This window comes from Paenibacillus sp. LjRoot153 (assembly GCF_964253085.1).
Taxonomy (GTDB): Bacteria; Bacillota; Bacilli; order Paenibacillales; family NBRC-103111; genus Paenibacillus_E.
Window position 1 is genome coordinate 7,586,958 of record NZ_CAXUQH020000001.1, and the last position, 26,500, is coordinate 7,613,457.

At 46.8% G+C, this 26,500-nt stretch carries 18 protein-coding genes; 4 read left to right on the top strand and 14 right to left on the bottom strand.

What is annotated here, in order from left to right; all coding sequences use genetic code 11:
- Positions 1-16: 16 nt before the first annotated feature.
- The 8 genes from ACSQ8P_RS32885 to ACSQ8P_RS32920 all read right to left on the bottom strand — a co-directional run bounded on the left by ACSQ8P_RS32885 (position 17) and on the right by ACSQ8P_RS32920 (position 13,641).
- The gene (locus ACSQ8P_RS32885; protein ID WP_436239031.1) at positions 17-727 is read right to left on the bottom strand and encodes a metallophosphoesterase family protein; all 711 of its coding nucleotides are present in this window, start codon (positions 725-727) and stop codon (positions 17-19) included.
- 150 nt (positions 728-877) lie between these two features.
- A complete protein-coding gene (locus ACSQ8P_RS32890) occupies positions 878-6,079 on the bottom strand; it encodes an S-layer homology domain-containing protein (protein WP_436239032.1) in 5,202 nt (1,733 codons plus the stop codon).
- A 193-nt stretch (positions 6,080-6,272) separates the two neighbouring features.
- Positions 6,273-7,790, bottom strand: coding sequence for a glycoside hydrolase family 28 protein (locus tag ACSQ8P_RS32895; protein WP_436239033.1), 1,518 nt, complete (start codon positions 7,788-7,790; stop codon positions 6,273-6,275).
- 19 nt (positions 7,791-7,809) lie between these two features.
- A complete protein-coding gene (locus ACSQ8P_RS32900; RefSeq protein ID WP_436239034.1) occupies positions 7,810-8,904 on the bottom strand; it encodes a glycoside hydrolase family 88/105 protein in 1,095 nt (364 codons plus the stop codon).
- Between the two features lie 45 nt (positions 8,905-8,949).
- Positions 8,950-10,101, bottom strand: coding sequence for a hypothetical protein (locus ACSQ8P_RS32905; RefSeq protein WP_436239035.1), 1,152 nt, complete (start codon positions 10,099-10,101; stop codon positions 8,950-8,952).
- A gap of 41 nt (positions 10,102-10,142) precedes the next feature.
- Positions 10,143-11,018: a carbohydrate ABC transporter permease gene (locus tag ACSQ8P_RS32910; protein ID WP_436239036.1), complete on the bottom strand. Its 876-nt coding sequence runs from the start codon at positions 11,016-11,018 to the stop codon at positions 10,143-10,145.
- Between the two features lie 38 nt (positions 11,019-11,056).
- Positions 11,057-12,013, bottom strand: a complete 957-nt coding sequence (locus tag ACSQ8P_RS32915) for an ABC transporter permease (protein ID WP_436239037.1) — start codon at positions 12,011-12,013, stop codon at positions 11,057-11,059.
- Positions 12,014-12,099: 86 nt separating this feature from the next.
- Positions 12,100-13,641 carry an extracellular solute-binding protein gene (locus ACSQ8P_RS32920; RefSeq protein ID WP_056618619.1) on the bottom strand — a complete coding sequence of 514 codons (1,542 nt, stop codon included), beginning with the start codon at positions 13,639-13,641 and terminating at the stop codon, positions 12,100-12,102.
- A 293-nt stretch (positions 13,642-13,934) separates the two neighbouring features.
- Here ACSQ8P_RS32920 and ACSQ8P_RS32925 point away from each other — a divergent pair, with 293 nt between their 5' ends.
- Positions 13,935-14,021, top strand: coding sequence for a putative holin-like toxin (locus ACSQ8P_RS32925; RefSeq protein ID WP_081787580.1), 87 nt, complete (start codon positions 13,935-13,937; stop codon positions 14,019-14,021).
- A 144-nt stretch (positions 14,022-14,165) separates the two neighbouring features.
- Here the strand turns inward: ACSQ8P_RS32925 and ACSQ8P_RS32930 are convergent, their stop codons facing one another.
- The gene (locus ACSQ8P_RS32930; RefSeq protein ID WP_436239038.1) at positions 14,166-15,683 is read right to left on the bottom strand and encodes an extracellular solute-binding protein; all 1,518 of its coding nucleotides are present in this window, start codon (positions 15,681-15,683) and stop codon (positions 14,166-14,168) included.
- 155 nt (positions 15,684-15,838) lie between these two features.
- Here ACSQ8P_RS32930 and ACSQ8P_RS32935 point away from each other — a divergent pair, with 155 nt between their 5' ends.
- The gene (locus ACSQ8P_RS32935; RefSeq protein WP_436239039.1) at positions 15,839-18,163 is read left to right on the top strand and encodes a helix-turn-helix domain-containing protein; all 2,325 of its coding nucleotides are present in this window, start codon (positions 15,839-15,841) and stop codon (positions 18,161-18,163) included.
- A 204-nt stretch (positions 18,164-18,367) separates the two neighbouring features.
- Here the strand turns inward: ACSQ8P_RS32935 and ACSQ8P_RS32940 are convergent, their stop codons facing one another.
- The 3 genes from ACSQ8P_RS32940 to ACSQ8P_RS32950 form a co-directional block, all read right to left on the bottom strand.
- Positions 18,368-18,664 carry a hypothetical protein gene (locus ACSQ8P_RS32940; RefSeq protein ID WP_436239040.1) on the bottom strand — a complete coding sequence of 99 codons (297 nt, stop codon included), beginning with the start codon at positions 18,662-18,664 and terminating at the stop codon, positions 18,368-18,370.
- Positions 18,665-19,230: 566 nt separating this feature from the next.
- Positions 19,231-20,067, bottom strand: a complete 837-nt coding sequence (locus ACSQ8P_RS32945) for a sugar phosphate isomerase/epimerase family protein (RefSeq protein WP_436239041.1) — start codon at positions 20,065-20,067, stop codon at positions 19,231-19,233.
- A gap of 35 nt (positions 20,068-20,102) precedes the next feature.
- Complete coding sequence (locus tag ACSQ8P_RS32950; protein ID WP_436239042.1) at positions 20,103-21,176, bottom strand: Gfo/Idh/MocA family protein; 1,074 nt, start codon at positions 21,174-21,176, stop codon at positions 20,103-20,105.
- Between the two features lie 122 nt (positions 21,177-21,298).
- Between ACSQ8P_RS32950 and ACSQ8P_RS32955 the strand changes: the two genes are divergently transcribed.
- Positions 21,299-22,192, top strand: coding sequence for a helix-turn-helix domain-containing protein (locus ACSQ8P_RS32955; protein ID WP_436239043.1), 894 nt, complete (start codon positions 21,299-21,301; stop codon positions 22,190-22,192).
- Between the two features lie 87 nt (positions 22,193-22,279).
- On the opposite strand, the gene ACSQ8P_RS32960 is transcribed toward ACSQ8P_RS32955, so the two are convergent.
- Positions 22,280-24,739, bottom strand: coding sequence for a prolyl oligopeptidase family serine peptidase (locus ACSQ8P_RS32960; RefSeq protein WP_436239044.1), 2,460 nt, complete (start codon positions 24,737-24,739; stop codon positions 22,280-22,282).
- A gap of 164 nt (positions 24,740-24,903) precedes the next feature.
- Here ACSQ8P_RS32960 and ACSQ8P_RS32965 point away from each other — a divergent pair, with 164 nt between their 5' ends.
- Positions 24,904-25,209 (top strand): hypothetical protein, encoded by a 306-nt coding sequence (locus ACSQ8P_RS32965; RefSeq protein ID WP_436239045.1) that lies wholly within the window; start codon positions 24,904-24,906, stop codon positions 25,207-25,209.
- A 163-nt stretch (positions 25,210-25,372) separates the two neighbouring features.
- Here ACSQ8P_RS32965 and ACSQ8P_RS32970 read toward each other — a convergent pair whose 3' ends face one another.
- Positions 25,373-26,362 (bottom strand): aldo/keto reductase, encoded by a 990-nt coding sequence (locus tag ACSQ8P_RS32970; RefSeq protein ID WP_436239668.1) that lies wholly within the window; start codon positions 26,360-26,362, stop codon positions 25,373-25,375.
- Between the last annotated feature and the right edge of the window lie 138 nt (positions 26,363-26,500).

A 26,500-nucleotide genomic window follows, 5' to 3' on the forward strand; every position in this document is an offset into this window, starting at 1 on the left:
TGATATTTCTTGCTCCTTATTTCCAACTTCCTTTGGAAGCAACGGAATACGTTTTGTATTGATTCTTCCCCTTAATTTCAAGAAGATTCAGCTGCAGACCATAGGCACAACCGCCATCGATCCCGATTTTATCCGTATCAAACCACACTTCCGCTTTCCCATGAATATCTTTCGTCGTCGTATGTCCAAACACAACAATCTTCTTCACAACTGTTTTCTGCTGCACAAATGGCGCACGAATCCAAATAAAGTCCCGCTCCGGCTGTGTTTTCCAGTCTACATAAGCGGGATTCAACCCTGCATGGACAAAAATATGCGTGTCATTCTCATAATAAAGCGGCAGCTCACGTAAAAATGCGAGATGCTCACTGCAATTCGCCCGAATACGCTCTTTTGCTGTTTTCAAATCAAAGTCTCTGACTCCGCTAAAGCTTTGAAACGTCTGTATGCCGCCATGTTCAAAAAACTTCATTTCCGTCAAGTCATCGGTCCCGCCTATCACTTCCAGAAAACGCTGATCATGATTCCCTTTGAGCGCAATCGCACCCTTCTCACGTACCAGGAACATCACATGCTCCACAGTTTCCCGACTCGCTGGTCCCCGGTCTACATAATCTCCAAGCAAAATAAGCTGATCCTCTTCCGCATTGAACTTAACTCTATCTAGTAATTCCTTAAATTCATCAGCACAACCGTGGATATCGCTGACAGCTAGCAGTCGTTTCATAGACGTTTCCCCCTGATGTTCTCTTGTCAAACTCCCATGTATATGTAGCTTATTTTAGCATATTTCGTCGCTTGCGAGCCTCCTTAATTATGGAAATCCATGTGGAAGCAGTGAAAAGGACGTCCTGAGCGGACGTCCTTCACGAACAAATTAATTGATAAACTGAACAAATTGTAAGAATCTCTTCAACATGACCGCAGCTTCTGCTCTAGTTGCTGGTGCTGCCGGGACAAATTCCGTTTCGGTTACGCCATTTACAATACCAGCGCTTACCGCCCTAGCTACAGCATCTTTGGACCACGCACTTAAGCTCTTGCTATCCGTAAATTTGTCTAATTGCTTGAGCTCAACAGCAGCTGATTTGCCGGCAAATGTCATTGCTCGCGTAATCATGACTGCCATCTGCTCTCTCGTGATGCGTTCAATCGGTCTGAACGAGCCATCTTCAAAGCCCTCGATCAAACCAGCTTTAGCCGATGCGCCTGCTGTCCCCGCAAACCAACTGCTCGCAGGTACATCCGTGAAACGCGTTGATGCCTCTTCTTTTAAGCCAAGCGATCTAACCAGAAGAGCCGCAAATTCGGCACGCGTGATGTGATTGTTAGGTCCAAAAGTAGTATCCGAAGTACCCTTGATGACCAATTTGGAAGCCAACAATTCGATCTCACTCTTCGCCCAGTGTCCTTTTATGTCTTCGAACGTTTTGGAAGATTGAACAACGGTGTAGATACTGTTACCTTGACGTTTGATCGTGACTTCAGCCTTGCCATTTACAGTTGTTACAATCGCAGGCACGAAAGACATTTCCCCGGTTTCCGGGTTGAACAATACCGCAGTAAGTTGATTGGAATCTGCCGCTTTAACCAAGGTAATCGTTCTTGACACGTAGGTATTCCCAAAATTGTTCACTGTTACAGTCTTCCCATTGCCTTCCGCGGTAATGGTGAAATCAACTGCACCAGAAAGCAGTGATAATCCAGCTTGTTTAGCCTTAGCGTTAATCAGTTCGGCCGTAGGGCCAGTTACTTTTTCAATAGAGATATTAATTTTCACCTTGCTTACATCAGTACCAAGCGTTGTCGCTATATTCGTAAGATCCAACGACTTGGCTGGGAGATCGTAAGTAATATCATTACTTGCAATGGATAACAGCGTATCTGGAGCGTTTTTCAGACCTGCCGATAAGGCGTTAGCATCAAACTGAACTTTAGCAGCCCCTTCGTTGCTATTTACATCAATCGTAATTTTTTGAATTTTGGACTCCTTGGATTTGAGAGCATCAAATGCTTTACCCAATGTGCCTCCATCGACAGTAACGACCGCAACAATTTTCCCATTAATCGTTTGATTCACGGGGTCAATTGAAACTTGCACGCCGTCATCAGTGTTGCTTATTGGAGCAGCTGGTGCCGAACCCCCAGGTGAATTGTTAGTTGATTCTTGAGGTGCAATAAATTGAAGGAAGCTTCCTCTGATTATGTTTCCTTCTGCATTTCTTTGATATGGCAAGGATGCCGTCAAACTTACGAAGTTCGCATTTGAAAGTGATACACCAGATTTATTAGCCGAGACTGCACCATTAAACATAAAGTTATTATCAGCTCTTAATTCTGCTGGATAACTGTCTTTCGTTGAATAATCCTTTTGATAGGATACAAATCCATTCATGCTAAAGTATGATGGTTTATCTGCATACGGTTGGAAATATAAGTTCCCTCTCGCATTGTTAAAGCCGATATTGTTTTCAGCTATGACGCCTGGATTGCTATTATTCGTAAATCCATATGCACCGTTTCCAAATGCCATGCTGTTACGGATGATATGGTTTACACGAATGCCTTCGCCACCCAGTTTAAAGCCGTTTTTATCACCATCACCTACACGATTATTCGTTAATGTACCATTGTTATAAGCGATACTGTCTTCAATTAGAACGGCGCCAATAGCCCCTGTACCTGCTTTCGTGTATAAATCCCAACCGTCATCAATATTGTTATGGGCAATATCGCCTCTGAAAATGTTGCCTGTGCCCGATGTTAGTTTGGCAGCAAAACCATCCGCATTATTATTCGAGGGGTCAACATTATCAAAAGATTCACAATTTAGAATGAGATTGTTGGAAGGCCACAACGACTTATTGGACTCTGTTACGTCTGTACGGCTTATTTGGAGACCTGTATCTCCATTGTCATAAAATCTGCTGCTTTCCACGATGTTGTTGCTGCCGCCAACCGTAAAGCCTTTGGTATTTGCTGCTGAACGTATAAAATCAATACCTTTTACATGCCAGTAATTGCCGCTTAGCACAACACCTTCTGATCTTTTGTCAAAATCGATAATCGGCTTAGCACCTGGGGCAGCGACCAAATATTTCATCGCATCAGCTCTGCCGTCATTGCCTTTCTTGATATCCAATTTAGCGTTGCGTACGTATCGACCATCCTGCAGGATAATTTTTTGACCAGCCTGAACATAATCAATCGCAGTATCCAAATCAAGCGGGCTATCGATGGTACCATTTCCGCCACTCGTGGCAGTCGCTGTTGGCGATACATAGATGTCACCGTTATCTACAAATGTTTTCATATCGACCGTATGATTTTTGACGATTTTATTATAGCTAGTCAGATACTGCGTATCGTCAGGCACGAAAGTTGCTGTAAAGTTCGTATACGTGTTAGCAGTAACCGTTCTGTTTAGAGTATGAAGCTTACCTGCTTCCATAACTGCATCTTGCTCGAAGACGTTGGGGCCTTGTTTAATTGTAACTTTACCATTCACATTGGACATCAGTCCTAAGGTGTACGTTGTTATTGAAGTTCTCGTCAATCCCAAAAAGTTAACATCGGGCACGACAGGCTGTGGATCTGGTGCTTTCATAGGTGAATCCGTATCCGCAGAGGTAACTTTTAGCTCCATACCACTTACCACAATCGTTGCAAGTCGAGCCGTATAGAAGCCTACATACATTTTATCGCCATCTTGAATTGTCATGATATCCGGCGCATAAATTTCGGCACTTGTCCCGCTATTTAATCGACCAGTGAATCCGTTGTTCGTTTTGATTAGCGTGAGCTTGTAATTTGTTGCCGTATTGCTTGCTGCTGGTCTGACCGAACTAAGCATACTGCTCTGAATTCCTTTACTGCCTGCGCCATCTGGCGTGGTAACACCCGTTCTAACGAACAATTGTGTACCGTTCGGTAAAGTCGTTCCACCGCTGTAACCACCAATTGCCGCAATGTTGGATGCAAATACAGTGGAATCACCCTGCGTACCTATAGCATCTCTAGCCATGATCCCGAACGATTCTTGACCGTCCTGCGGCTCCTTGGCATAAGCTTCAACTTTGATATCTGCCGATAATTCAAAGTTATCCTTCCTTGCATCCAACTCCGTATAGTAGAAGGTGATGCCGTCATGGTCACCGGTTACTTTACCGCCGCCCTCCAACGCTACCAGCTTAACCGACCCATCTTCGTTAACCGTTACTGTATTATTCGTATTCGATGTGGATTGTCCAAAACGAATCGATTTCCACTCATACGTTTTATTTTCAACTACTGTTACTTTAAGGATGGTCTGAGGGATTGCAGTATTATTCGGAACGATAGCGATATCGTACACGCCTGGCATCGTTTTATCGAAAGCGTTGGTATTGACCGTATACTGGGTATCTGGCAGTTCCTCTAACTTACTGCTGTAAACAGCCGATACAACCATACCTGCTTTATCAAAATCTTCACCAATCGCATATGTCGTTCTAGGATATTTCGTTACTTGGCTGCCAATAATCTCTTGTGGCAAAACAGTAATCGTAAATGAAGCTGTCAGTGTCCCATTAATCGTAGAAACCAGTAATGTCTTCGTACCTGCTGTACTCATGTCTGCAGGTGTAATGGCATATTCGCTTTTCAAAAGCTTAACTTCCTTATTATCATTGTACTTCGCGTACACGACAATGCCGTCTTGAACGAATTTGTCGCCGACAAAATATTCCCTCTTTATCGGCAACTCTCTAACTTCTAGACCTGTCAATTGCGCATTGTTAACCGTAACATTTATCGTGGTATAGGTAGACGAAGTGACGGTGGAACTCACTGTTACGGTTTTTGTTCCTGCCGTTGCTGTTGGTTTGAATGTATAAGTTGCATTCGTTACGGTTACATCAGCTTCTGGAATAATAGAGAATGCATATTGACTACTTGCCATCTCCACCCAATTACTACCGTAATTGTATTGTCCTAACACGGTCAGACCTTGGGGGTCAAAGGCTTCACCAGGGTAATATTCCGTCTTTGCAGGGAGATATTTAATGTCTATCCCGGTTACGATTAGAGGCTTAAAGGTTAACGGAATAGATGCCGTTTTCCCGTTGAAGTTTACAGTAATTGAACTGGGTTCGGCTTTCGTATTATTAAATCCAGAGACAATATAGTCGCTTGTCGATAGCTCTTTCTCAACGTTGCCCTCATATACAGCCGTGACTTTCAGTCCTGTTAGATCAAGGCTGTCACTTACGTAATAATCTTTTTTCATGGAGTCAGCATCCACTTTTAGGCTAATAGGAGCTCTTGTGTCTTTTGTGAAAGTTACGTCGCTAAAGGTAACCGCCGTATATCTAGCAACATAAAGCCCTGCATAAGCAATATCTCCTGTAATTTTGTCAATCACCTGGGTTTGATCAGCAACTTTTAATTGATAAACATTCCCAGTCTTTTTTATACTCAGCGCATAGCTAACCCCTGCATCGGGAACAGCTGCTTTATTGAATTCATAACCTGTTTTTACTTGAGTAAGTGTAGGACTGCCACTCTTGTAAAAACCCTGCACTTTTTGATCAATAGCACCAACGGCAATATATTCTCCTGTAAATGCTGTACTAGGAGGATTGGTTGAGTTTCCTTGGCTTACATTCTCGAGAATATTATTTCTCAGCATAATACCAAATGAGGATTGCTTTTTGTTTCCTGAGCTATCAGCAGGATATGTAAAAGTATCCACTTTGACTGTTGCGGAAAGCTCATAATTATCATTTGCATTGACTTGCTGATAATAGTAAGCCAAACCTTCACTAGCGCTAGAGATTTTCCCCTTAACACTACTTGTATTATTATTAGGACCTTTAGCACTCGTTATCGTAACTGTTTTATCCACATTCTCCGTAATGCCAAAAATACTTGTCGACGGATTTCCGCCAATATCACCGAAGACGCTTCCTTTCCAAGCACTCGTGTTTGGAATGTTGATCATCCCTGCTGGTGGATCTGCAGCCAAAGCTGCAGTCGGCAGCATCGCTGCCACTAAGCATACAGCCATCATAAAAGCGATCAAACGATTCTTTTTCCTCAAGTCACATATCTCCTTTTAATTGGATTACGAGTAAATCTGATCTGTGTCGTTGGGGGTCTAGGGTATGTATCTAATAGTTGAACTTGCGAAGGGTATTTGTTTGTATGCGTTTTCATTCCAAGAAAAGAGTAATACCGCTCACCGCAGTATCTCGGATAGAAGGACGCCATCCGGCGTCCTTTCACTCCAAATCTCATACTTGTGAACGAACCATCTCTTTCACTTCTTCCAGATAGTCCGACTCCAACGACTGCCTTCCCGAGAAGAACACATCCTCCGAACGGGCAACACGCGCAACCGGCGTCGCGGCATGTTTCCCCTTCATGGTAAGCGAATGAACATCGACGCATCGCGCATCTTCTAATCGAAGAGCAGGACCCTGACGCGTTTCGATACGCACATGATGAAGCTCCAAATCCGCTACATGCTTGCACAGCATGCCGTCGCCAGCCATGATGATTTGCTCCCTGACCATATCAGGTTCATCCCCCATCTCCGAAGGATCCGTCGTCATCTCGATGTGAACATGAGATAACTGCACGTCACGAATCGGCATTTCTGGCAAGCCATAGAGGAAACCAGCAGCTGCACGAGTCCGCTTCGCGGTTACTTGATGAATCCGAATGTGTTCGATCACAGGTGTGCATTCGGTGATGGGAACGGCATCTGGACTGCTGATCAACGGGTCGCTTTCGTCAACCCCGTGCCGATAGAACGAGTTAATCGTTAACGGACAGAACACATCTTCCATATAAATATTGCTGACTAAAATATTCTTGATATACCCGCCGCGAGCGCGGTTCGTTTTCATCCGTATGCCACGATCTGTCCCTGTGAAAATACAATTGGAAATAACCACATTCCGAATACCGCCAGCCATCTCGCTGCCGAGCACGACACCGCCATGCCCTCTCAACATCGTACAGTTGGTAATTACGATATTCTCGGATGGCTTGCCCACCCGACGACCATCTTCGTCAATGCCGGATTTAATGCATAAGCAATCATCGCCAACATCGAAAAAACAATCGGAAATACGGACATTTTGGCACGAGTCGATATCCAGCCCATCGCCATTAGGCGTATCATTCGGGTTCTTAATCGAAACCCCGTGAAGCTGAACATCTGAGCAATAGACCAAATGTGTATTCCAGAAAGGAGAGTTCTGCAAGGTTATGCCTTCCAGTCTAACGCCTTCACAATCAATTAATTGCAACAGCGGCGGTCTTAGAAATTGGGAGGACCACTCCACAATATTGCTCTTCACCGTTTCCAGCAAAGTCTGATTCTTCACCTTGAGTTCTTGCGTTTGTGCCGAGTCCACCGTGCCGCCTTTGCGAATCTCACGGTACGCTTGCCACCAAGCGCTGCCTTGACCGTCGATGATGCCATCACCTTTGATAGACACCTTCTTCAAGCCTCTGCCATAAATGAGCGGGGAGTACCCGTAGCATTCATAGCCTGACCAGCGTGTCTGTACTAGCGGATACTTATCGAACTCGTTGGTAAACATCAGCTTTGAACCCGTTTCAAGCTCCAAAGTGATATAGCTTCGCAGCTCGATACGCCCCGTTACATACGTCCCAGCTGGGATATAAACCGTTCCGCCCCCCTGAAGGGAGCAGGCCTGAATCGCCTCTGCGATAGCCTGTGTGTTATCCGTTACGCCATCACCAACAGCGCCGAACGTCGTTATGTTAGTTATCGCCATAGGTCGCTCCTTTGGATCCTTACTTGTTCAATGCTTGAACTTCCACGCATGCCATGACGAAAGCTCCCACACCATGCAGATCATTCTCACTCGTTGGCCGCGTGACATAGTTCTCATAGTCCCCTGCAGAAGTACCAATACAAATCAGCGGCAAAATAACTCTTCCTTGCTCATCAAATTTCAACGTGCGCAGCAAACCTTCATACCCTTTCATGGCTGCTGCCGCACATTCAGGACCGACAACGCCGAGGTTCACGGCTTTGGCGATCGTGTAGACGAACAGACTTGTACAGGAGCTTTCAAGCCAGTTATCCGGTTGATCGCCTTTGTCGATCACCTGATACCAGAGGCCGCTTTCCGCATCCTGATAGTGGATGATCGTATAAACGAAGTCGCACAGCGAACTGACCAGAGCTGCGCGCCCAGGCTCGTCAGCCGGCAATTCGTCCAAGAATTGCGAGACGGCTAGGCCGTACCAGCCAAGCGAACGTCCCCAGAATTCCGGCGAGCAGCCGGTTTCGGGGTTCGCCCACGGCATGCGACGGCTTTCATCCCACGCATGGTACAGCAGACCCGTGCGCTCGTCTTTCATGTACTTGCGCATGAGCTGCTCTTGATGCAGCACGGTTTGGCGCAAGCTTTTTTCGCCGAAGGCGTTCGCGTATTTGAGCGAGAATACGCCGGCCATGTATAGACCGTCCAACCACATTTGGTTGGCGTATTTGTCTTTGTGCCAGAACCCACCTTCGGAGGTGAGGTTCAAGGTTTTGAGCAGATTGCGCAGCTTATCTGCAGCTGCGCGATATTTGGGCTGGCCTGTGCGCTGTTCCAAGCGGAACAGCAGCAGCCCAGCTTGCATCGCGTCGAGCTCGTCGCGCGCGAAGTAGAGACTGCCATTGTCGTCGACTAGGCCGTCGACATAGCCTTGGATATACGCGTCATAGCGCGTGTTCGGCTTCGCTTGCGCGAGCATTTCCATGCCGCACAGGAATACGCCTTGATGGTAATGCCAACGCCCTGCGGGCGGAAGCTGCATCGGTGTATGCATGTCCATGATCGAGTCACAGGCAGCTTGTGCCCACTCCAGTGGTGTTTTGGTCTGAACAGGAGCCATGATCAGATTCCCCTTTCCTATTGGGAACTAGTAGATTGAAACATTTCAATTTCTTTCCATTGCAGTGAACATCGGCTCCTTGGTCAGGGGTGGTGCCTTTTTGCCTGCTAACTGGTAGCAGACCGAACGAATCAACAAGGCCTGTGTGCCCGCGTTCATATCGCCTTCCACTTCGCCTCCCCCGATTTGGACAGCCTTCGGCATGCCGGGGTAATATTCACCCTCCTTCACCTGAGCCACGTTAGGCGCTGTTGGCGAGTGGGCCAGCTCACGGGAGAAGCCCCCGTCTGCACGAAGCAGACGCTTCATATTGGCCAATGTAATTGCAATGATTTCTCGCAAATCTTCCGGCGGAATGAATAGCTTCATATAGGACAGTAAGTGAATCGGATTACGAATATAGCACATGTCAACTGCTTCCTCATGCCGTAAGGCATAGAGGATACTTTGGTAAATTCGTTCCTCTCTTGGCAACGGCACGTTGAAGTGGTCATAGAAAATGTGCAGCTTGAACGTTCCCGAGATCCGCACATAATAGGACCCTTCCCCCCATAAACCGGTAAAAGGATCCTGTTTATTAGCGAAGAAATCGAATGCTGTTTGGGCAAACTCAGCTCTGCGGCTCGCCGGCTCTACTTGCTTCACATACACGCTTGAGGTCGAAAGGCGATCACAGCCTCGCCAGCTGTTCGTTAGCTCAACCGACTTCAGCCACGCAAGATAGTCCTCCGGTGAGGACATATACGATGGCGCTTGCTGGGCTTCGTAAGGAAGTGCATGAAGCGGCTGCCCGCCTAGCTTGCGTAACGCATTCAAGCTATAGGAGATGGCGCGGGCAACCATTACTTCATCTTCACGCATCAGCGGATTCTTATCGTAGAAGTAACCTGACGATTCTTCCTGCTTACTTTGAAAAAAACGGATACACCCACGCTTCATGTCTGTCGACATGGCATCGAGCCAATCACAACGTTCCAGAATGTTCAGTGCTTGCGCCGTAGATTCAATATCTGGAGCGCCGCGTGGTATTCGTCTGGAGCTTGCGGCGTAATAAAACCCGCCGCTTTCCGCATCCTTTTGCCCGCCAAGCCACGCTCCAAAACCATCAAACAATTGATCCATTTCGGCAAGCAGTTTGCTGATCTCCACACTTTGATCTTGTATCTTATCTTGTCTCTGATTTTCCCCATCTGTCATGCGCATTTCCCCGCTTACTGTGATGTCTTGTCCTTTACAGACTAACCCTTAATGGATCCAATCATCGCGCCCTTAGCAAAATGCTTCTGCAAGAACGGATACACAATCAGAATCGGAATCGTCGCTACGACGATAACAGCCATTTTGATCGACTGCGCCGGTGGCGGTGTCGCGCTGTCCAAGTCCGAGCTCACGTCCAAACCGCTGGCAAGAACGACAATTTGGCGTAGCAAGACTTGAATCGGCCATTTGGCACTCTCATTGATGTAAAGAATCGCACTCAAGTACGTGTTCCAATAGGTTACCGCGTAGAACAATGAGATCGTTGCAATCGCAGGCATCGATAACGGCAGGACGATACGGAATAGGATACCGAAGTCGCTGCAGCCGTCGATTTTCGCCGACTCTTCGAGCCCCTCAGGAATGTTTTGAAAGAAATTTTTCAAAATAATTAAGTTAAATGCACTGACTGCTGTTGGAAGAATCAACGCCGCGTAGGTGTCGATCATACCAAGCTCCTTCACCACGAGAAACGTCGGGATCAAGCCGCCATGAAACAGCATTGTAAATACAACCAGGAACATGATCACTTTACGTCCATCCACATCTCTGCGTGCCAAGCCGTACGCCATCAACGCTGTGATGAACATACTGATCACTGTGCCGATAGCCGTCGTCCCTATCGATACGGCCATTGCTTTAAAAATGGTATTCGTCGAAAAAATAAATCGATATGCCTCGATACTCCAATCCGTCGGAATGAGGACGAATTTCTTAGTCGCCATTTCCGCACTCGTCGTGAAGGAACCTGCCACCACGTGCACGAACGGGATGATCGTAATCAATCCGATGATGGTTAATAACAAATAGTTGATGATACCGAACATTCTGCCGGCTAATGTTTTATCTTCTACCACGACTTCAACCTCCTAGCTGCTTAACGCTCTACCCGAGCCTAGTAAACGCCTTCTTCGCCCATTTTCTTCGCAATCCGGTTCACAATCATTACGAGCACAAGTCCAATGAATGATTTGAACAAACCAATCGCTGCGCTGTAGCTGAATTGCCCTTGTTTAAGACCCGCTGTATATACATAAGTATCAATGATCTCAGCAACTTCTCGGTTCATGGAGTTAAGAAGCAAGTACACATGTTCAAAACCGAGCTCGAGAACCGCACCAATTTTCAAAATTAATAAAACAATAATGACACTTCGGATCGCGGGCAGCGTAATGTGCCACACTTGTCTAAGACGTCCTGCACCATCCATACGAGCAGCCTCATATAAACCTGGATCGATAGAAGCAATCGCCGCTAAATAAATGATCGTTCCCCAACCTGCTTCACGCCAAATGACTTGCAAAATATAAATCGGTCTGAACCATTCTGGAGCTAGTAAAAAATTAATCTTTTCAAGGCCAAAATATGAAATAAGTTCATTAATAATCCCGCCATCCATAGTCAACATGACGAAGCTGATGGAGACGATAATTACCCAAGACATAAAGTGAGGCAGGTACACGATTGTTTGAAACACTTTCTTAAAGAGATCCCCTCTGACTTCATTCAACATGAGCGCCAAAATGATCGGAATCGGAAAATAAAACAAGAGATTCATAACGAACAAGATTAACGTATTGCTCAAAATATTTAGAAAATCCGGTTCTGTAAACAAGCGCTTGAAATGCTCCAAACCAACCCATTCACTTCCGGTAACACCTTTGAAAGGCTTGTAGTTCTGAAAGGAAATGATTAATCCATACATCGGGATGTATTTGAAAACGATAAAATACAAAATCCCCGGCAGCAACATGACATAGATCCATTTATTTTTCCAAAGACGTCTGCTCAGCTCACTGCTTGACTTTGACTTCCTAGCGACCATGTTTTGCGCAACTTTCACTTCTTGCATAGGACTTCTTCCTTTCCTTAAAAGGAGAAGGCCGCCGCGGTTTCAGCAGCCCTCTCACCTTGACTTGTCAGACACTTGTTGCAGAATTACTTTTTAAGCGCGTTATATTCTTCGATGATTTTGCTGCCGCCACGAGCTTTCCAATCTTCAATTGCTTTATCAAAGCCTGCTTTATCGATTGTTCCGTAAATGTATTTGTTCGTTGCATCCGTGATAACGGCTTGCGCTTGAACACCTTTTTCAAGGTTTGTTTTGGAATCAAGTGCAGCTACTGGATCTTGAACTGCAAACTTCAGATTAGCAATTTTCAACTCATCTGCTTTTCCTTGCGCTGGGATCGTTGGAATACCCAAGAATCTACCGGACGTATCCTCATCACCAATTGCTGCATCTGTGAATGGTTTCACTTCACGTGTCCATTTTTCTTCATCCAGCTTCTTCGCTTTGTTATCTGTTACGCTGTAGTTCACATCTTTAATGCCCCAGTTCGCCATGTTAGCTACTTCTGGTGTCATCATTTTGTCGAAGTAAGCGAGTACTTTGCGAAGATCAGCTTCCGTTTTATTCGCGGATTTCGGGAATAGAACAACGTTTGCATAGCCAGGCAGTGCCCATGCTGCGAATTTGCCGTCAGGTCCAGCAACCATACTGTGAACATCTACTACAGCAGTAGGTACATTTTTAACCAAGTCTTTGTTCAATGTGGAAACGTCCGTCATGGCGCCGATATACATACCTGCTGCACCACTCGTGAATAGTTTTTGTTGATCCGTTTTACTTGTTGCTGCGAAATCTTTATTGATGTAGCCAGCATCACGCATTTTTTTGAAATAATCCATGGTCGCTACATATTGCGGGAACATGAATTCAGGAGCTAGCTTGCCGTCTTTCACGCCCCAGTTATTCGGTGTGCCCTGCCAAGCAGCAATGGTTTTGAACGCTCCGTAGATGAGATCGTTCCGATCTGTTAATCCAATCGTATCTTTTTTACCATTGCCATCCGGATCGTTCTCCGTAAATGCTTTCGCCATTGCGAACAATTCATCTAAATTAGCAGGAGGTTTCAGCCCCAACTTGTCTGCCCAGTCCTTACGGTAGATGAGACCTTGACGAGCGATGTCTACGCCGCGGTACAAGGAGTACAATTTACCATCGACTTTCGTATTGTCATTCGTTGTGGATTTCAATTTGCTAAGGTTCGGGAAGTCCTTCAATAGAGGCCCGATCTCCCAGAACTGTCCGTCACGGATCGCGGATTTCATTTGAATGAACGTTGCTTGGTTTTTCAAATATGTTGCTTGTGGCAGTGCGCCAGTTGCGAAAGTCGTATTCAACTTCTCTTCATACGTGTCTGCCGGGAAGAATTGATACGTCAGCTTCGTGTTCGTCAGCTTTTCAAGTTCTTTAATAATGGTATCTGGTGGCGTTTGTGCCGTATTGAGTGGTGCCATGATCGTAATTGCTGTCGGTGTATTGTCTGTCGGCTTCGGTGCTGTTGTTGTCGTTGCTGCCGTTGTTGATGCTGCTACTGATGTCGATGCAGGCGTTTCTTTATCTCCGCATGCTGCTAAAGCAAAGCTGGAAACGAGTAGTACGCTTAGTGGAATCGTAACTAAATTTCTCTTCATATCGGTTTGACCTCCGTGAAAATGTTGTGTGCTACAACTCACACATTACACGGTTCGGGGTGGGTGCCGAAACAATCATTTACTCATATAACCCACGTCCGGCGCGGGATGTGAGATGATGATTATCGGGAGGGGAGATGATTATTGAGGAAGGCCTTTCAGGCCATGGGGTTGAGTCTTTAGGCCTAAAAGGGCAAAAGAAAAAGCCTACCGGTTGGTAGACTCGTTATGATATATTTATTGGGTACAATCTCAACTTGTGTGCGGCTCCCTCCGGAAAGGAGGTTGATGCCATGGAAACTTTCCAAACGATAATCGTTATGCTCGCGTTCGGTACGTTTATACTGGCGCTTCTAACATATATCGAAAAACGAAAGTAACCCACTCAGGCTGACTACCTAACTAGTGGGTTACACCTTGCAACTACCTCGGAGGTTGCCCACCAAATGATTGTGCAGGAGGCGTGTTGGTAGCACGTCTCTTTTCTATTTATAATCTTATCACGCCTGTTTTATACTCGCAACTTACTTCTTCCCATACGCCTCATTATACTCTTGTATCATCTGATTCCCGCCGCCGCGCTTCCAACGCTCGATCTCTTGCTGGAAAGCCACCTTATCCAACTTGCCTAAAATGTAGTTATATGTCGCATCGGAGATGATTTTGTACAGCTCGACACCTCGCTCGTCGTAGGTTTTCGACTCCATGCCTAATGTCGGGTCCTTGACGACGTATTTCTCATTATCCAAGCTAAGCGTATCGGCCAGCTGGGACAACGATTCACTTTCCACAACGGGAATGACGTTGGGATTGTTCAGATCTGCGATCATCAACGCATACAGCGCGTTGACTTCATTGACACGAATCTTCGACGTCTCTTCGGAGAGCTGGATTTGCCCATTTTTAGCCGTATAATGACGTCCCTCTAGACCGTACTTCATGAGATTGGCGACATCTTTATCCATCGTCCGATCAAAAAACTGCAGCATCTGCTTCAATTCTGCTTCGGTTCTTATCGCCTTTTTCGAAAAAAGATATAACGCACTATAGTTAGGGATGGACCAAATATGAAATCCTTGCGGCCCTTCAATATGATTCACCAACGTCAATCTTGCCTCCGGATTCACCAACTGAAGTTCATCCGAAAGACGCTGCACATCCTGCATACTGCCGATGTACACACCGGCCGTGCCGCGAATCAGCTTATCCCGCTGTACTTCCTTGCTCGTTACGGCAAAATCCGAATTAATCAGCTTCTCATCATATAACTTTTTCATGAAATTCATAGCTTCTATATAGGACTGCGTTTCAAATTCCGGTACAAGCTTGCCTCCCGAAACACCCCAATTATTCGGTGTCCCAAAATAGGAGGAGATCGTTTTAAATGAACCGAACACCAAATCATTACGGTCCGTTAATCCTATCGTATCGTCCTTCCCATCGCGATCAGGATCGCCATTCGTAAACGCTTTGAGCACTTCATACAGTTCATCTAGATTGGTTGGCTTTTTCAGCTTGAGATTATTCAGCCAATCCTCACGAATAATAATTCCTTGCCGAGAGGACGGGCGCTCGGTATATAAACCATAGATTTTGCCATCGACTGCCGCTTGCCCCAAGATCTCTTTATTCAACTTTTTCAAATTCGGGTACGCAGCTAAATACGGTCCAATATCCCAGAATGCGCCGGAACGGATCGAATTTTTCAACAGCATGTAGTCCGTATATTTCACGTAGGTCGCCTTTTTCAACGAGTTCGTCGTAAGGGCCGTATTCATTTTATCCGTGTAGATGCCGTCCGGAACCCAATTCAATTCCAGCTTCGTTTGCGTCCGATTCTCAATCGCTTGGACAAGCTCAGGTATCGGCGGATGCGGAAAATGAAGAGGTGCCATAATAGAAATAACAGGCCTTGCGCCTTTATCATCTTCTGCTTTTGGCGTGTTGTCGTTCTGACAGGCACTGATCAACATCATGACAATTAGAACTATACTCATTCGTCTTGTCCACTTGAACCGCTGGCCAAACAAACTACTTCTCATGCTAACTCCCCCTTGCAACAGCTGTGTTTTGGGCGGCAAATATGAGATAATGATTATCCCATTTGCAGATGATTATTGATCTGAACCGCACTCTTGACTACAATACATAGATACTATGACGAATGAATCTTTAAACAGATAAGGTGTTGGATACGATGCGCTCTTTAAGTTTTCTTAGCAAAATGACGATATTCAGCTTCCTGCTTAGTACGCTGCCTGTGATCTTTATCGGCGCTTTCGCTTTCGTGACATCATCTAGTGAAATCCAAAAAAATGTCAACGAAGGAAAAATGCAGTTAATCACCCAAATTAACTCCAATGTAGAGCAGAAATTAACCACTGTCAACCATACACTAAATCAGGTCATCAATTCCACCGTTCTCAAAAAGGCCATGGAAATGCCTCTGACTGTAACCGATTTCATGATGTACGATGATCTGCGAAGCGAAATTCGGTATATGCAATCTTTTGACACGAGACTGGAAGATGTGCTCTTGATTAATGCGAAACAGAATTGGATGATCAAAAATTCAGGGCTCTACAAATTTGACAACTATCCGTTTGCCGATAAATTGATTTCTCTGATGAACGCCCAAGATAATAGCACTTGGACCCTAACTCCTTCCGAATGGTTTTACACCGAAGAAAACGCGCGGAGTGTGACCTGTGACTACAGTATTTCGCTAGTTAAAAAGCTGCCAACCACTGGACTGGATAAGTTCGGCCTTGCTCTAGCTAATATCCCTGCCTGTTCCCTGCAGGATATGATTCAAAGTGATAGCGAACATCCCGACGACATTGTCATCATGGATGAACAGCAGCGAATTGTGATGAATCGAGATCCGAGTCTAATCGGAAAATCAATCACAGCCGCCGGTCTGACCGACCTGACACACCTTACTGAAGACGTGAGCGGACAGTTCCGCGCCAGCATTCACGATAAGCCTTATTCCGTTACTTATTTGCGTTCGAACCTGAACAACTGGACTTATCTTTCCTTGACTTCGATTGACAGCTTGACCAAGGAATCCAGCAAAATCGGAACCTATACGATCTACATTTGCGTCCTGATGCTACTGCTTGCTTTGGTGCTCGCATGGCTGGTTTCGCGTAAAATGTACTCACCGATCCAGCTGCTTCTGAATCAAATCGGAGGCTTGGTGAGCGGGAATCAGAAACGCAAGGCGAATGAGTTTCAAATGATCAGCGAGCATGTGCATACCTTATTCCAATCAAAGTCACAGCTCGAAAAAGAAGTCCATCAACATATCGGGCAGGTGCGGACCTTCTTCCTTATCAAGGCTTTTCAGGGTCATATTAAGCCGACTGAGCTGGTAGAGAAGCTTGCGCAATTCGGCTACACCGACCATATTGCTGCTTGGAAAACGATGTCCGTCATCACCATTCAAATCGACGCCATCGACCACACTCGCTATGAGAAAAAGGATATGGAGCTGCTGCTCTTCGCCGTGCACAACATGATGGAGGAGCTCATCCCTTCGGAGCAGCGCTTAGCGCCGATTCTGATTGATCAAACCATTGTGACCATGATCGGCAGTTCGGACAGCGTCGACAGTGACTTCCGTACGATGGTGTACGGCCTAACCGAGCAGGTCCAACAGCATATTTATAACTTCCTGAAGCTGCATATTTCCATCGGAATCTCCCTGCCGATTCATGCTTTCACCCAGATGTCGCTAGCCTATAAAGAAGGGTTAGAGGCCCTGAAGCATCGTATTAAGCTCGGAGAGGGCATCATTATTCAATATGAGAATATCAACTCAGGTAAGCATTACTTGAATTTGAACTATCCAAAGCCTCTTGAGAACGAACTGATCGACAGCATTAAGCTAGCCGAAAAGGATAAATCCCGCGAGCTGCTGAAGCAGCTGCTGCATGCCGTCTTCGCGGCACAGCTCTCGCCGCAGGAGTACCAGATCCCGCTGGCGAGACTGCTCAACAACCTGTTGATGATGATGCAGGAATCCGGCATCGCCTTAAATCAAATTCATCCGAACAAAGGCTCTTTGTTCGAAGAAGTGCTCGGCCTGCATACGACCGCCGAAATCGAGGACTGGTTCTGGACCGAGGTCATCCATCCGCTGATCCGTATTTACCGCGACCGTCAGGACGCGCAGTACCACAACATTTCCGAGAAAATCATCGATCTCGTACAGCATTATTACGACACGGATCTGACGCTCGAGGAGTGCGCTTCTCGCTTGCATTACAATGCCAATTACTTGAGCAGCATTTTCCGCAAAGAGACGAACTGCTCCTTCAGTGATTACTTATCGAACTACCGTTTCAATATGGCGAAAAAATGGCTCTCCGAGACCGATATGCCGATCAAGGATATCTCCTCGAAGCTGCGCTACAACAACTCGCAGAATTTCATCCGCTCTTTCCGTAAGCAGGAAGGGCTTACGCCCGGTCAGTACCGGGATAAGCAGAAGGAGGGCTTGCCGCCTAGTACTTAAGTCTGGAGCGAAATGCGGGGGCGCTGAGTGTATAAGGCGAAAAGCCTGCCAAAAGCAAATGCCTGCGAAGCCACCGCTGCAGAAAGCAAACAGCCTGCGAAGCCACCACATGATTGTTGGTGGTTTCGCAGGCTGTTGTTCGCCTTGCGGGATGTAAGGACAGCCTCTAGGAGGCTTGTCCACAATATCTTCGTTTCTACGCGCTTAAGCGGAAACGACTTGGCTGGATTCGACCGCTGATTTAAGCGCAGCACGGTTGTCCCACAGGAAGGAAAGCACCTGGTTACGCTCTTCGAAGAACAATTCTTCTGCGTCCTCGTAATCTTTCCCCACACCATGAACACTGAAGCGATCGCCTTCATAACTCATTAAGGTCCATTGACCTCCACGTTTTTTATCGGCAAAAACAAGGTAAAGCTTCTTCCCTGCTGCGTCCCACTCTGCGAAGTTTGAAAAGTTGTCCAAAATCAAGCTGATGTCCTGTTTATTCTTAATTTGCATGATCTTATCTCCTTTTCGCTTTTTTAAAATCGTACCCGAGTTTCCGTGAGAAGTTTGTCACACTTTAGGGACGAAATGTAGGAATTTTTGTCGAAGGGGATTAGTTAAATTGGGTGAATCGCCGCGGTGTGCGGCTTCTGGCGAGGCGGTGGAGCCATTTTAGCTGGAAAAACTACAGCTAATTTCGGCGGATTCACCGTGAATCAGTGATTAGATGGATTTTCTGCAGCTAATTTCCGGCTTTAAGGCCTGGAGGCTGAAAAGTGTTGAAAATAACTGGAGGAAATCCAGTTATACGTCTCATGACGTGGATTTCCCGCGAATTAGCGGGAGAAAATCCAGTTATTGCACAACTTGGTATCGACGCAGGCCTACCCATTAGACAAATACAGTGTATCCCAATCCAATAGGCTCAAATTTAGTGGATTTATCCACTCAAATTGATTATTAGCTAGTTTAAAGCCCCCATCCATTGGAATTGTCCAATGGGGTTGGGTTGGGTTGGGTCAGCAGAGCCCCATAGAAACAAAAAAAGCGAATCCCGAAGGATTCGCTCTATATACAACCTACAGCCCCGCCGCGGCAAACACCTTGTCGAAGCCAGCTTTGGACCGCTCCGCCAAGCTCTCAGGAGAATCTGTCGGCGCTTCGGCCGTCAGGATCTCCTGCGCCACGGCGCCGGTGTAGCCAATGCGCTGCAGGCCTTGCAGGAAGCCTGCCAAATCAATAACACCCTCGCCCGGGTACACACGTCCGTTGTCGAGCACTTCCTCAACCGGCACATTCGGCGCATCGTTGATGTGCACATGCACGATCTGATCGACGCGGAGCTTCTCGATATCCGCGACGGTCCCACCGTTCGTGTACCAGTGGTACGCGTCGAACAGCAAACCTACGTTGCGCTCACCGATCGCATCGATCCAATCCAACGTTTCATCGATGGTCCAGATGAACGGATGCTTCCATCGTGTCCGCAAATGATGCGGACCGACGAACTCCAGCCCTAGGCGGATGCCGTAGGCGCCTAGGATTTGGGCGCACGTGCGCAGTCTGCGCGTCGCGAGCGCCATGAAGTGCGCTGCCCCGAAGTCCGTGGAGGGCAGCACATAGGTGCAGCAGCTCGTGCAGCCGAGCGCTGCTGCCGCTTCCGCGGCTTGGGCTAGCTTCGGCAGCCCCTCGCGGAACACCTCTTCCGTGGAACGCCATTCCACGGGTAAACCGATGGACCCGATAACGAGTCCATTCTTCTCCAATAACTCACGAGCACCAGCAATGGTGTGAGCTTCTACAAGGCTTAAAGCGTCGATATCGACCGCTTGGAAGCCATATTTTGCCGCCAATTCGATGAATTGTTCGTTGCTCTCGATCTTGCCAAGCCCTGCTCTTGTTAACCCTCTAAGCATCGGATCATCCTCCAAATGGTTGTTTGTTTACTCGACTAATCCCAATTCAGCTTAACTTCGCTACCTGTACGCGAAGACTCATAAATGGCATCCAAAATCAAATTGTTCGTATAACCGGAAAGTGCCGATGTAATTGGCTGTTTGCCTTCACGAATGCAATCTAGGAAATGTTGGCTGAGACGTTGGCGCTCGCCTTCATCATTATCAGGCTTTTTCAACTCAGTCTCGATCGCACGGTTGAATTTCTCCGTCAACAATTTACCCGTAGGACCCTTGTAGCTAGCTCCGCCATCAGTTCCCATGAGGTGTACGAAAGGCGTGTTGTCCGTGTCCATATGCACCGCCCAGCTCACTTCAAGCGTCAGCGTGCTGCCATCCTCCATACGAATCAGCGCAGTCGCTAAATCCTCTACATCATACGTACCGTTCCAATTCGGTTTCCCCCATGTGCCAATCCCTTTGCGACGCGGTCCGAATTCGGCATATGTTGCTCCCACGACAGATACAGGCTTCGGATTCCCCATCAAATAGAGGGCAAGATCCAACATATGAACGCCGATATCAATCAATGGACCGCCACCGGACTCATCCATTTTCGTGAACCATGTTCCCCAACCTGGGATACCTTTGCGACGGAACCAACCGGTTTTGGCCGTATAAATTTTGCCTAGCTCGCCTGCTTCAACCTGCTCCTTGATCTGCATAGGGACAGACTCCCAACGCATTTGGTGACCGATCATCACAATCGTATTCGACGCTTTGCTTGCTTCATATATTTGTTTGGCCGCCGCGGCGTTAATGCCCATCGGCTTCTCGATTAGTACATGTTTGCCCGCTTCAATCGCTTGTACAGCAAGGGAAGCATGGTATTGATTCGGCACCCCAATAATGACGGCGTCGACGTTAGCGCTTTGGATAAGCTCCTCCGGTGTAGCTGCCACATGGGCAATACCATGTTCTTGTGCTTTCGCCACAGCTAAAGGCAAGTAAGCGTCCGTAATCGCTGTAATTTCACAGAGTTCCGCCAGCTTTGAAAACTCCCGAATATGAACCCCGCCAATATTGCCTGCACCAATAATCCCAATTCTAATTTTGTTAACGCTTTCCACGATTCGTTCCTCCTCATAAGTACACGCTGTTGACCCTGCTTTTATGATAAAATAAGATCACCAAGAAGTCGTACCGTATATTCGGAAAACGTCCCATTTTTTCGAAGGAGCCCTGACTGATCATGACGTATTTTCCAGATTATCTGAAAACATACCCAAATATGCACTCCCCCTTCCCATTTCACCTTAGTAGAAATACATTGGAGCACGGCTTTCGCGCGCACCGACATGATTTCCTAGAGTTCTCTTATGTAGTAGAAGGACGTGGCGCAGAAACGATAAATGATGTGAAACACGCGATGGTGCCGGGCACATTTACCTTTGTACTGCCCTATCAGGTGCATGAGATTTTTACTGATCCTGGTCAAAAGTTAGTTCTCTTCAACGGTATGTTCAGCATGGATCTGCTCATGGAGCCAGGGAACGATCAAGGACTCTCTGATCTGTTTAGTGATTCGAATGGTTTGCCTGCCTATGTACAGTTCGAAGGAGCCGAGCAGGCGATGATGTCTGCTATCATCGAAGAGATGGCGAAAGAGTATCACGGCGACGAGCGTTACAGACAGACCCTCTTGAAGGCCAAATTGAAGGAAATTCTGATCCGCTTTGATCGCCATCGTTTCCAGAACGCAGGCCAGGAGGAAGAAGCTGCGACGTTGGCTAAATCTTCCCCCGCAAGGTCCAGCCACGCCGTGTGGCCGATTATTCATTATATCCATCGGAATTATCAAGAGGATCTGGCGTTGTCCGATCTGGCGGCTCGCTTCACGATGAGCGTGTCACGCATCAGCGAAGTGATTAAGCAAACGACAGGCCAAACCTTCGTTCACTTTCTGCACGATCTGCGCTTGCGTCATGCCTGCAGCCTGTTGGTCTCCACCGACATGAGCGTTACGGAGATCGCATTGGAAGTTGGCTACGGCTCGTACAAAACCTTCTCGCGGATATTCCGAGAGAGTAAGGGGATTGTGCCGAAGGAGTACCGACGTGTTGAGCACGGGCGTGCGGTGACTTAAGGGTTAGGTGATTTTGCTTGGACAACTCATTTTAGAAACAGAAAAACCTTCAAGACCACAATAATCGTGGGTTTGAAGGTTTTTGCCTTAGGACGATTTCTTCTTGTTTTTCACGTTCTTATTAAGAAAATGGATAAGTGCCTGATAAAAATCGCGTTCATTTTCCACCTTATGAAAACCATGACCCTCATTCATCTTGAGCATGTATGCCACGTCTACATTTAACTTGTGTAGTGCTGCGACCATTTGATCCGATTCGGCTTTATTCACCCTAGGGTCATTCGCACCTTGAGCAATCATCAGCGGTGACTTGATTTGGTCGACATGCAGCAAGGGCGATGCCGCTTCGAGAAGCTTCCTATCCTTAACAGGGTCGCCTATCTGCCCAACCATCTGTGGACGATCAATTTCCCAATAAGGAGGCAGGGTGCTCATGAACGTAAGGAGGTTGGACGGGCCTACATAATCAACGCCCGCTGCATACAAATCAGGCGTAAACGTCATCCCAGCCAACGTCGCGTATCCACCGTAGGATGTACCGAAGATCGCCACGCGATCTGGGTCCGCAGTCCCCCGCCCAATCAGCCATTTCACGCCATCGGTAATATCATTTTGCATCGTTTGGCCCCATTGCTTATCTCCGGCGTGCAGGAATGCTTTCCCGTAGCCTGTTGAACCCCGGAAATTCAGCTGCAGCACCGCATAACCTTGGTTGGCTAACAACTGGACTTCCATATTATAACCCCACGAATCGCGAGCCCACGGCCCTCCATGTGGATTAACGACAACAGGCAGTTTGTTCGGTGCAACACCCTTGGGAAGCGTTAAGTAGCCGTGAATTGTCAATCCATCCCTGCTTTTAAAGGAGATCGGCTGCATATCTGCCATCTTCTTTTCATCGAATTTAGGCTGGATGTCTGCAATCTTGTCGATTTTATCCCCTCTGCGATCATATAAATAATAGCTGCCATACGATTTATCGCTCTCCGTATACAAGAGCAACACGTCCTTGTCCGGCGATCCAATTAGACCCCAATGACGAGTTTGCAGCTTATCTTCAATTTTGTGCGACATCTCTTCAAATTCATTGTCCAAATAATGCATTTGCCTATCATCTGTCTCATAAGATACAGCTAGAATCGATTTCTTTTTGTACGACACGATGAAATTATCGATATCGACTTCGTCATTCACATAGATGACTTCCGTCTCTTTCTTGGTGACGGGGTCATATTTCACTAAAGCTTGCTTGTCGCGTCCGACGTTAGAAGCAGCGTAGATTTGTTTGTTATCGAACGTGAATATAACTGGAATAAAGGAATCTTTGGCGTTAAACGTGGCTATTTTATCAAAAGCCTTATCCCCATCTTCCCGATAAATCAGACTGGTCGTTTCGCCATCTCTGGCGATCCCCGCCCGAACTTCCCCCCAATTGTCTGTAACCCAGTAATCGACGTTCCCGGGATTCTGCACCTGCACGAACGTTTCCCCAGTGGCCAATTTAACCCGGTATACATCCATAGCTTTCGGATCCCGTTTATTCATTGTAACTAACAGCTCTATATCACTCTCATTCTTCGCAGGCAGCACATCGAGAATATCTGCCTTCACATTCGTATACGGCGTCAGGTCACGATCACCGGAACCATCCATATTTACAACCCGAAGATGTGTATTTTCGGTACCACCGCTATCCAACGTGTAGAGGATCACCTTATCAGTAATCCAAAATATTCTACCGATATTCTCGTCCTTGGAGCTCGTAATCCGCGTACTTTGCGTTTCGCCAACCTTTTGGATGTAGAGGTTCATCCGGTTTTCCCAGGGCTGCAAAAAAGCCAACGTTTGGTTATTCGGCGATAGCCGCAGATAAGCCTTATCTGGCAGCTTCAAGAAGTCATCCAATGGAACAGCACCTTGCGTTGTTTCTTCCTTCTGGGAAATTGTCCGATATAGAAATAAGACAAGCTGCGCACGGGTCACCTGCTCCTGCGGCATAAACGCCACTTGCTCGGTAATGAAATTTTGCTTCAGCCTAATGACATCGTCGTGATGCGCCTTGCCAATGGTTGCTTCATCCTTGAGCCACGCTTGGATGCCGTTATCTTTGAGCTGAAAAGCACGGACCAGCAAGCTCGCCATCTGTTCACGAGTAAGAAGCGCATTCGGCTGGTAAAGCCCTTCATTGCCCTGCACGATGCTCTGTTCCTTCAAAGCATTGACAGCCTCTGCATAAGGACTCGTTTCGGATACATCTTTAAACGCGTTCAGCGATTTCGGTTTATTCAGCTTCAGCGCTTTACTAAGCCATACCGCAGCATCTCCACGGGTAACGGCATCATCCGGATGAAAGCCACCGTCTTCTTTCGCATCGACAATGCCCTGCTGCTTAAGAATGGCGATTTCTTGACTCGCATAATAATCTTCCGGAACGTCCGCATAGGCCGATACATCGCTGCTCGCTTGAACGCCGATTGGAACCACAACGGCCGCAATCCATACCGCCGCCAAAATTGAAACTACTGCTTTTCGAAAAGAAACCTTCATGTCCATCCCCCTGTAAAATACATACAACTAAAAGGCAATACATAGCATTATATACCAGTAAATAGTAGATTGATAGTCTCATAGATCGGTACTATGAAATGTTAGTACTTATCCTCTCGAACTTGATTTTATAAAATGTAAGTATTGAAAGGTAGGTGAGATGTATGGAAAGAGTAAGTGTGTATTTGAAAGTTATCGAGTTCATTGGTTTAATCCTGCTGGGTATTCTCGTAGGTTCTCTTTATTTGATCTTATCCGTCATCATTATGGTTCTATGTTCACCTTATTTGGAGGCGTATTACAAGATGTTTAGTCAAATCTACATGTACTATCTGCCACTATCGATCTTACTGGCCTCCATCGTTTTCAATCAAGGTAAAGCATTTATTTCTATACTCACCGCCATCCTGACAGGGGCCTATTTGATGTATTTATGGGCACATATAGATCTTGAATTCGGATTTTTCTAAGTCTTATGTTATCTACAACAAAAAAAATGACCCACAGCAACGGGCTGCAGGTCTAAAGTTTATATTTTAAAGGGGGTCGAGATTTAGTATAGGCTCGTTTCCTTAAATCTACCTGAAAATAAGATTTCAATCTTGTTACATTTACATGACGGCTTATTGCCGATCATTTATATGACTTCAGCACCCGATTCGAAACATCGCCGATTTGCTTTAATTCCTCTTCGGTTAGTGTGAATTGCATGGCTTTCACATTTTCCTCCGCGTGATGCGTCTTCGACGCGCCTGGAATGGCGAAAACCGTCTCCCCATGGGCATGAATCAGCCAGTTCAGTGCAATTTGCGTTGGCGATGCATCATACACCCGAGCGAGCTCATCTAACTTATCGATCAGCGGCTTCGATTTCTGCAGCCCTGTATTGCGGAAAGCAGACGTGAATTTACGCGGACCCTTGATCGCTTTCACGAGCGCGGGATTCTTGTGGAATTTTCCGCTCAAAATCCCCTGCTCCAGCGGTGAGTACGCAATTATAGCGATACCAAGCTCCTGCGCAGCTGCCATGATGCCATTGTGCTCGATGCGGCGGTCTAGCAAGCTGTATTTTACTTGGTTGGATATTAAGCGGAGTCCGTGCTCTCGCAGGACGCGGTCGGCTTCACGCATTTTATCAGCAGAAAAATTACTGACACCCACGTTTTTTATTTTGCCCATCTTCACCAGTTCAGCCATTGCGTTCATCTCCGCCCGTACCGATGAGAAGGAGAAAGGTTGATGCACCTGATGCAGCTCAATCGTCCGATTCTCGAGTAAACGCAGGCGCTCGTCGATGGTCCCCGTGATGCTGCTCGCAGTGCGCAGCATAGGCCACCACTTCGTTGCGATATGCGCTCCGTCCGCCAAAGGACCCGCTTCGCGCAGCGCTTCTGCCAGCATTTGCTCAGATTGACCTTTTCCGTAGACCTCCGCTGTATCAAACCAATTGATCCCGCCATTGAGACTGGTTTGAACAATATTACGCACATCCTCTTTCTTCAGAACAGGCCAGAACTTCCCTACCATCCCCTGACCGTTACTGAATTGCCAGCAGCCGAGCCCTAGTGGCGACAATGCCAACGTTGAGCTGCCCATTTGCCTAAGTACCGCTTTCCCCATCATACTATTCACCTATTCCTCGCGATGATGTGATTCTCTCCCTGATTATACACAAATCTAGGATGGATTACCCATTCACGAAAGGGGGTCACAGCATTAGGTCTCCTCAACGAGAAAAACTCAAGCTGTCGAGAACATCTC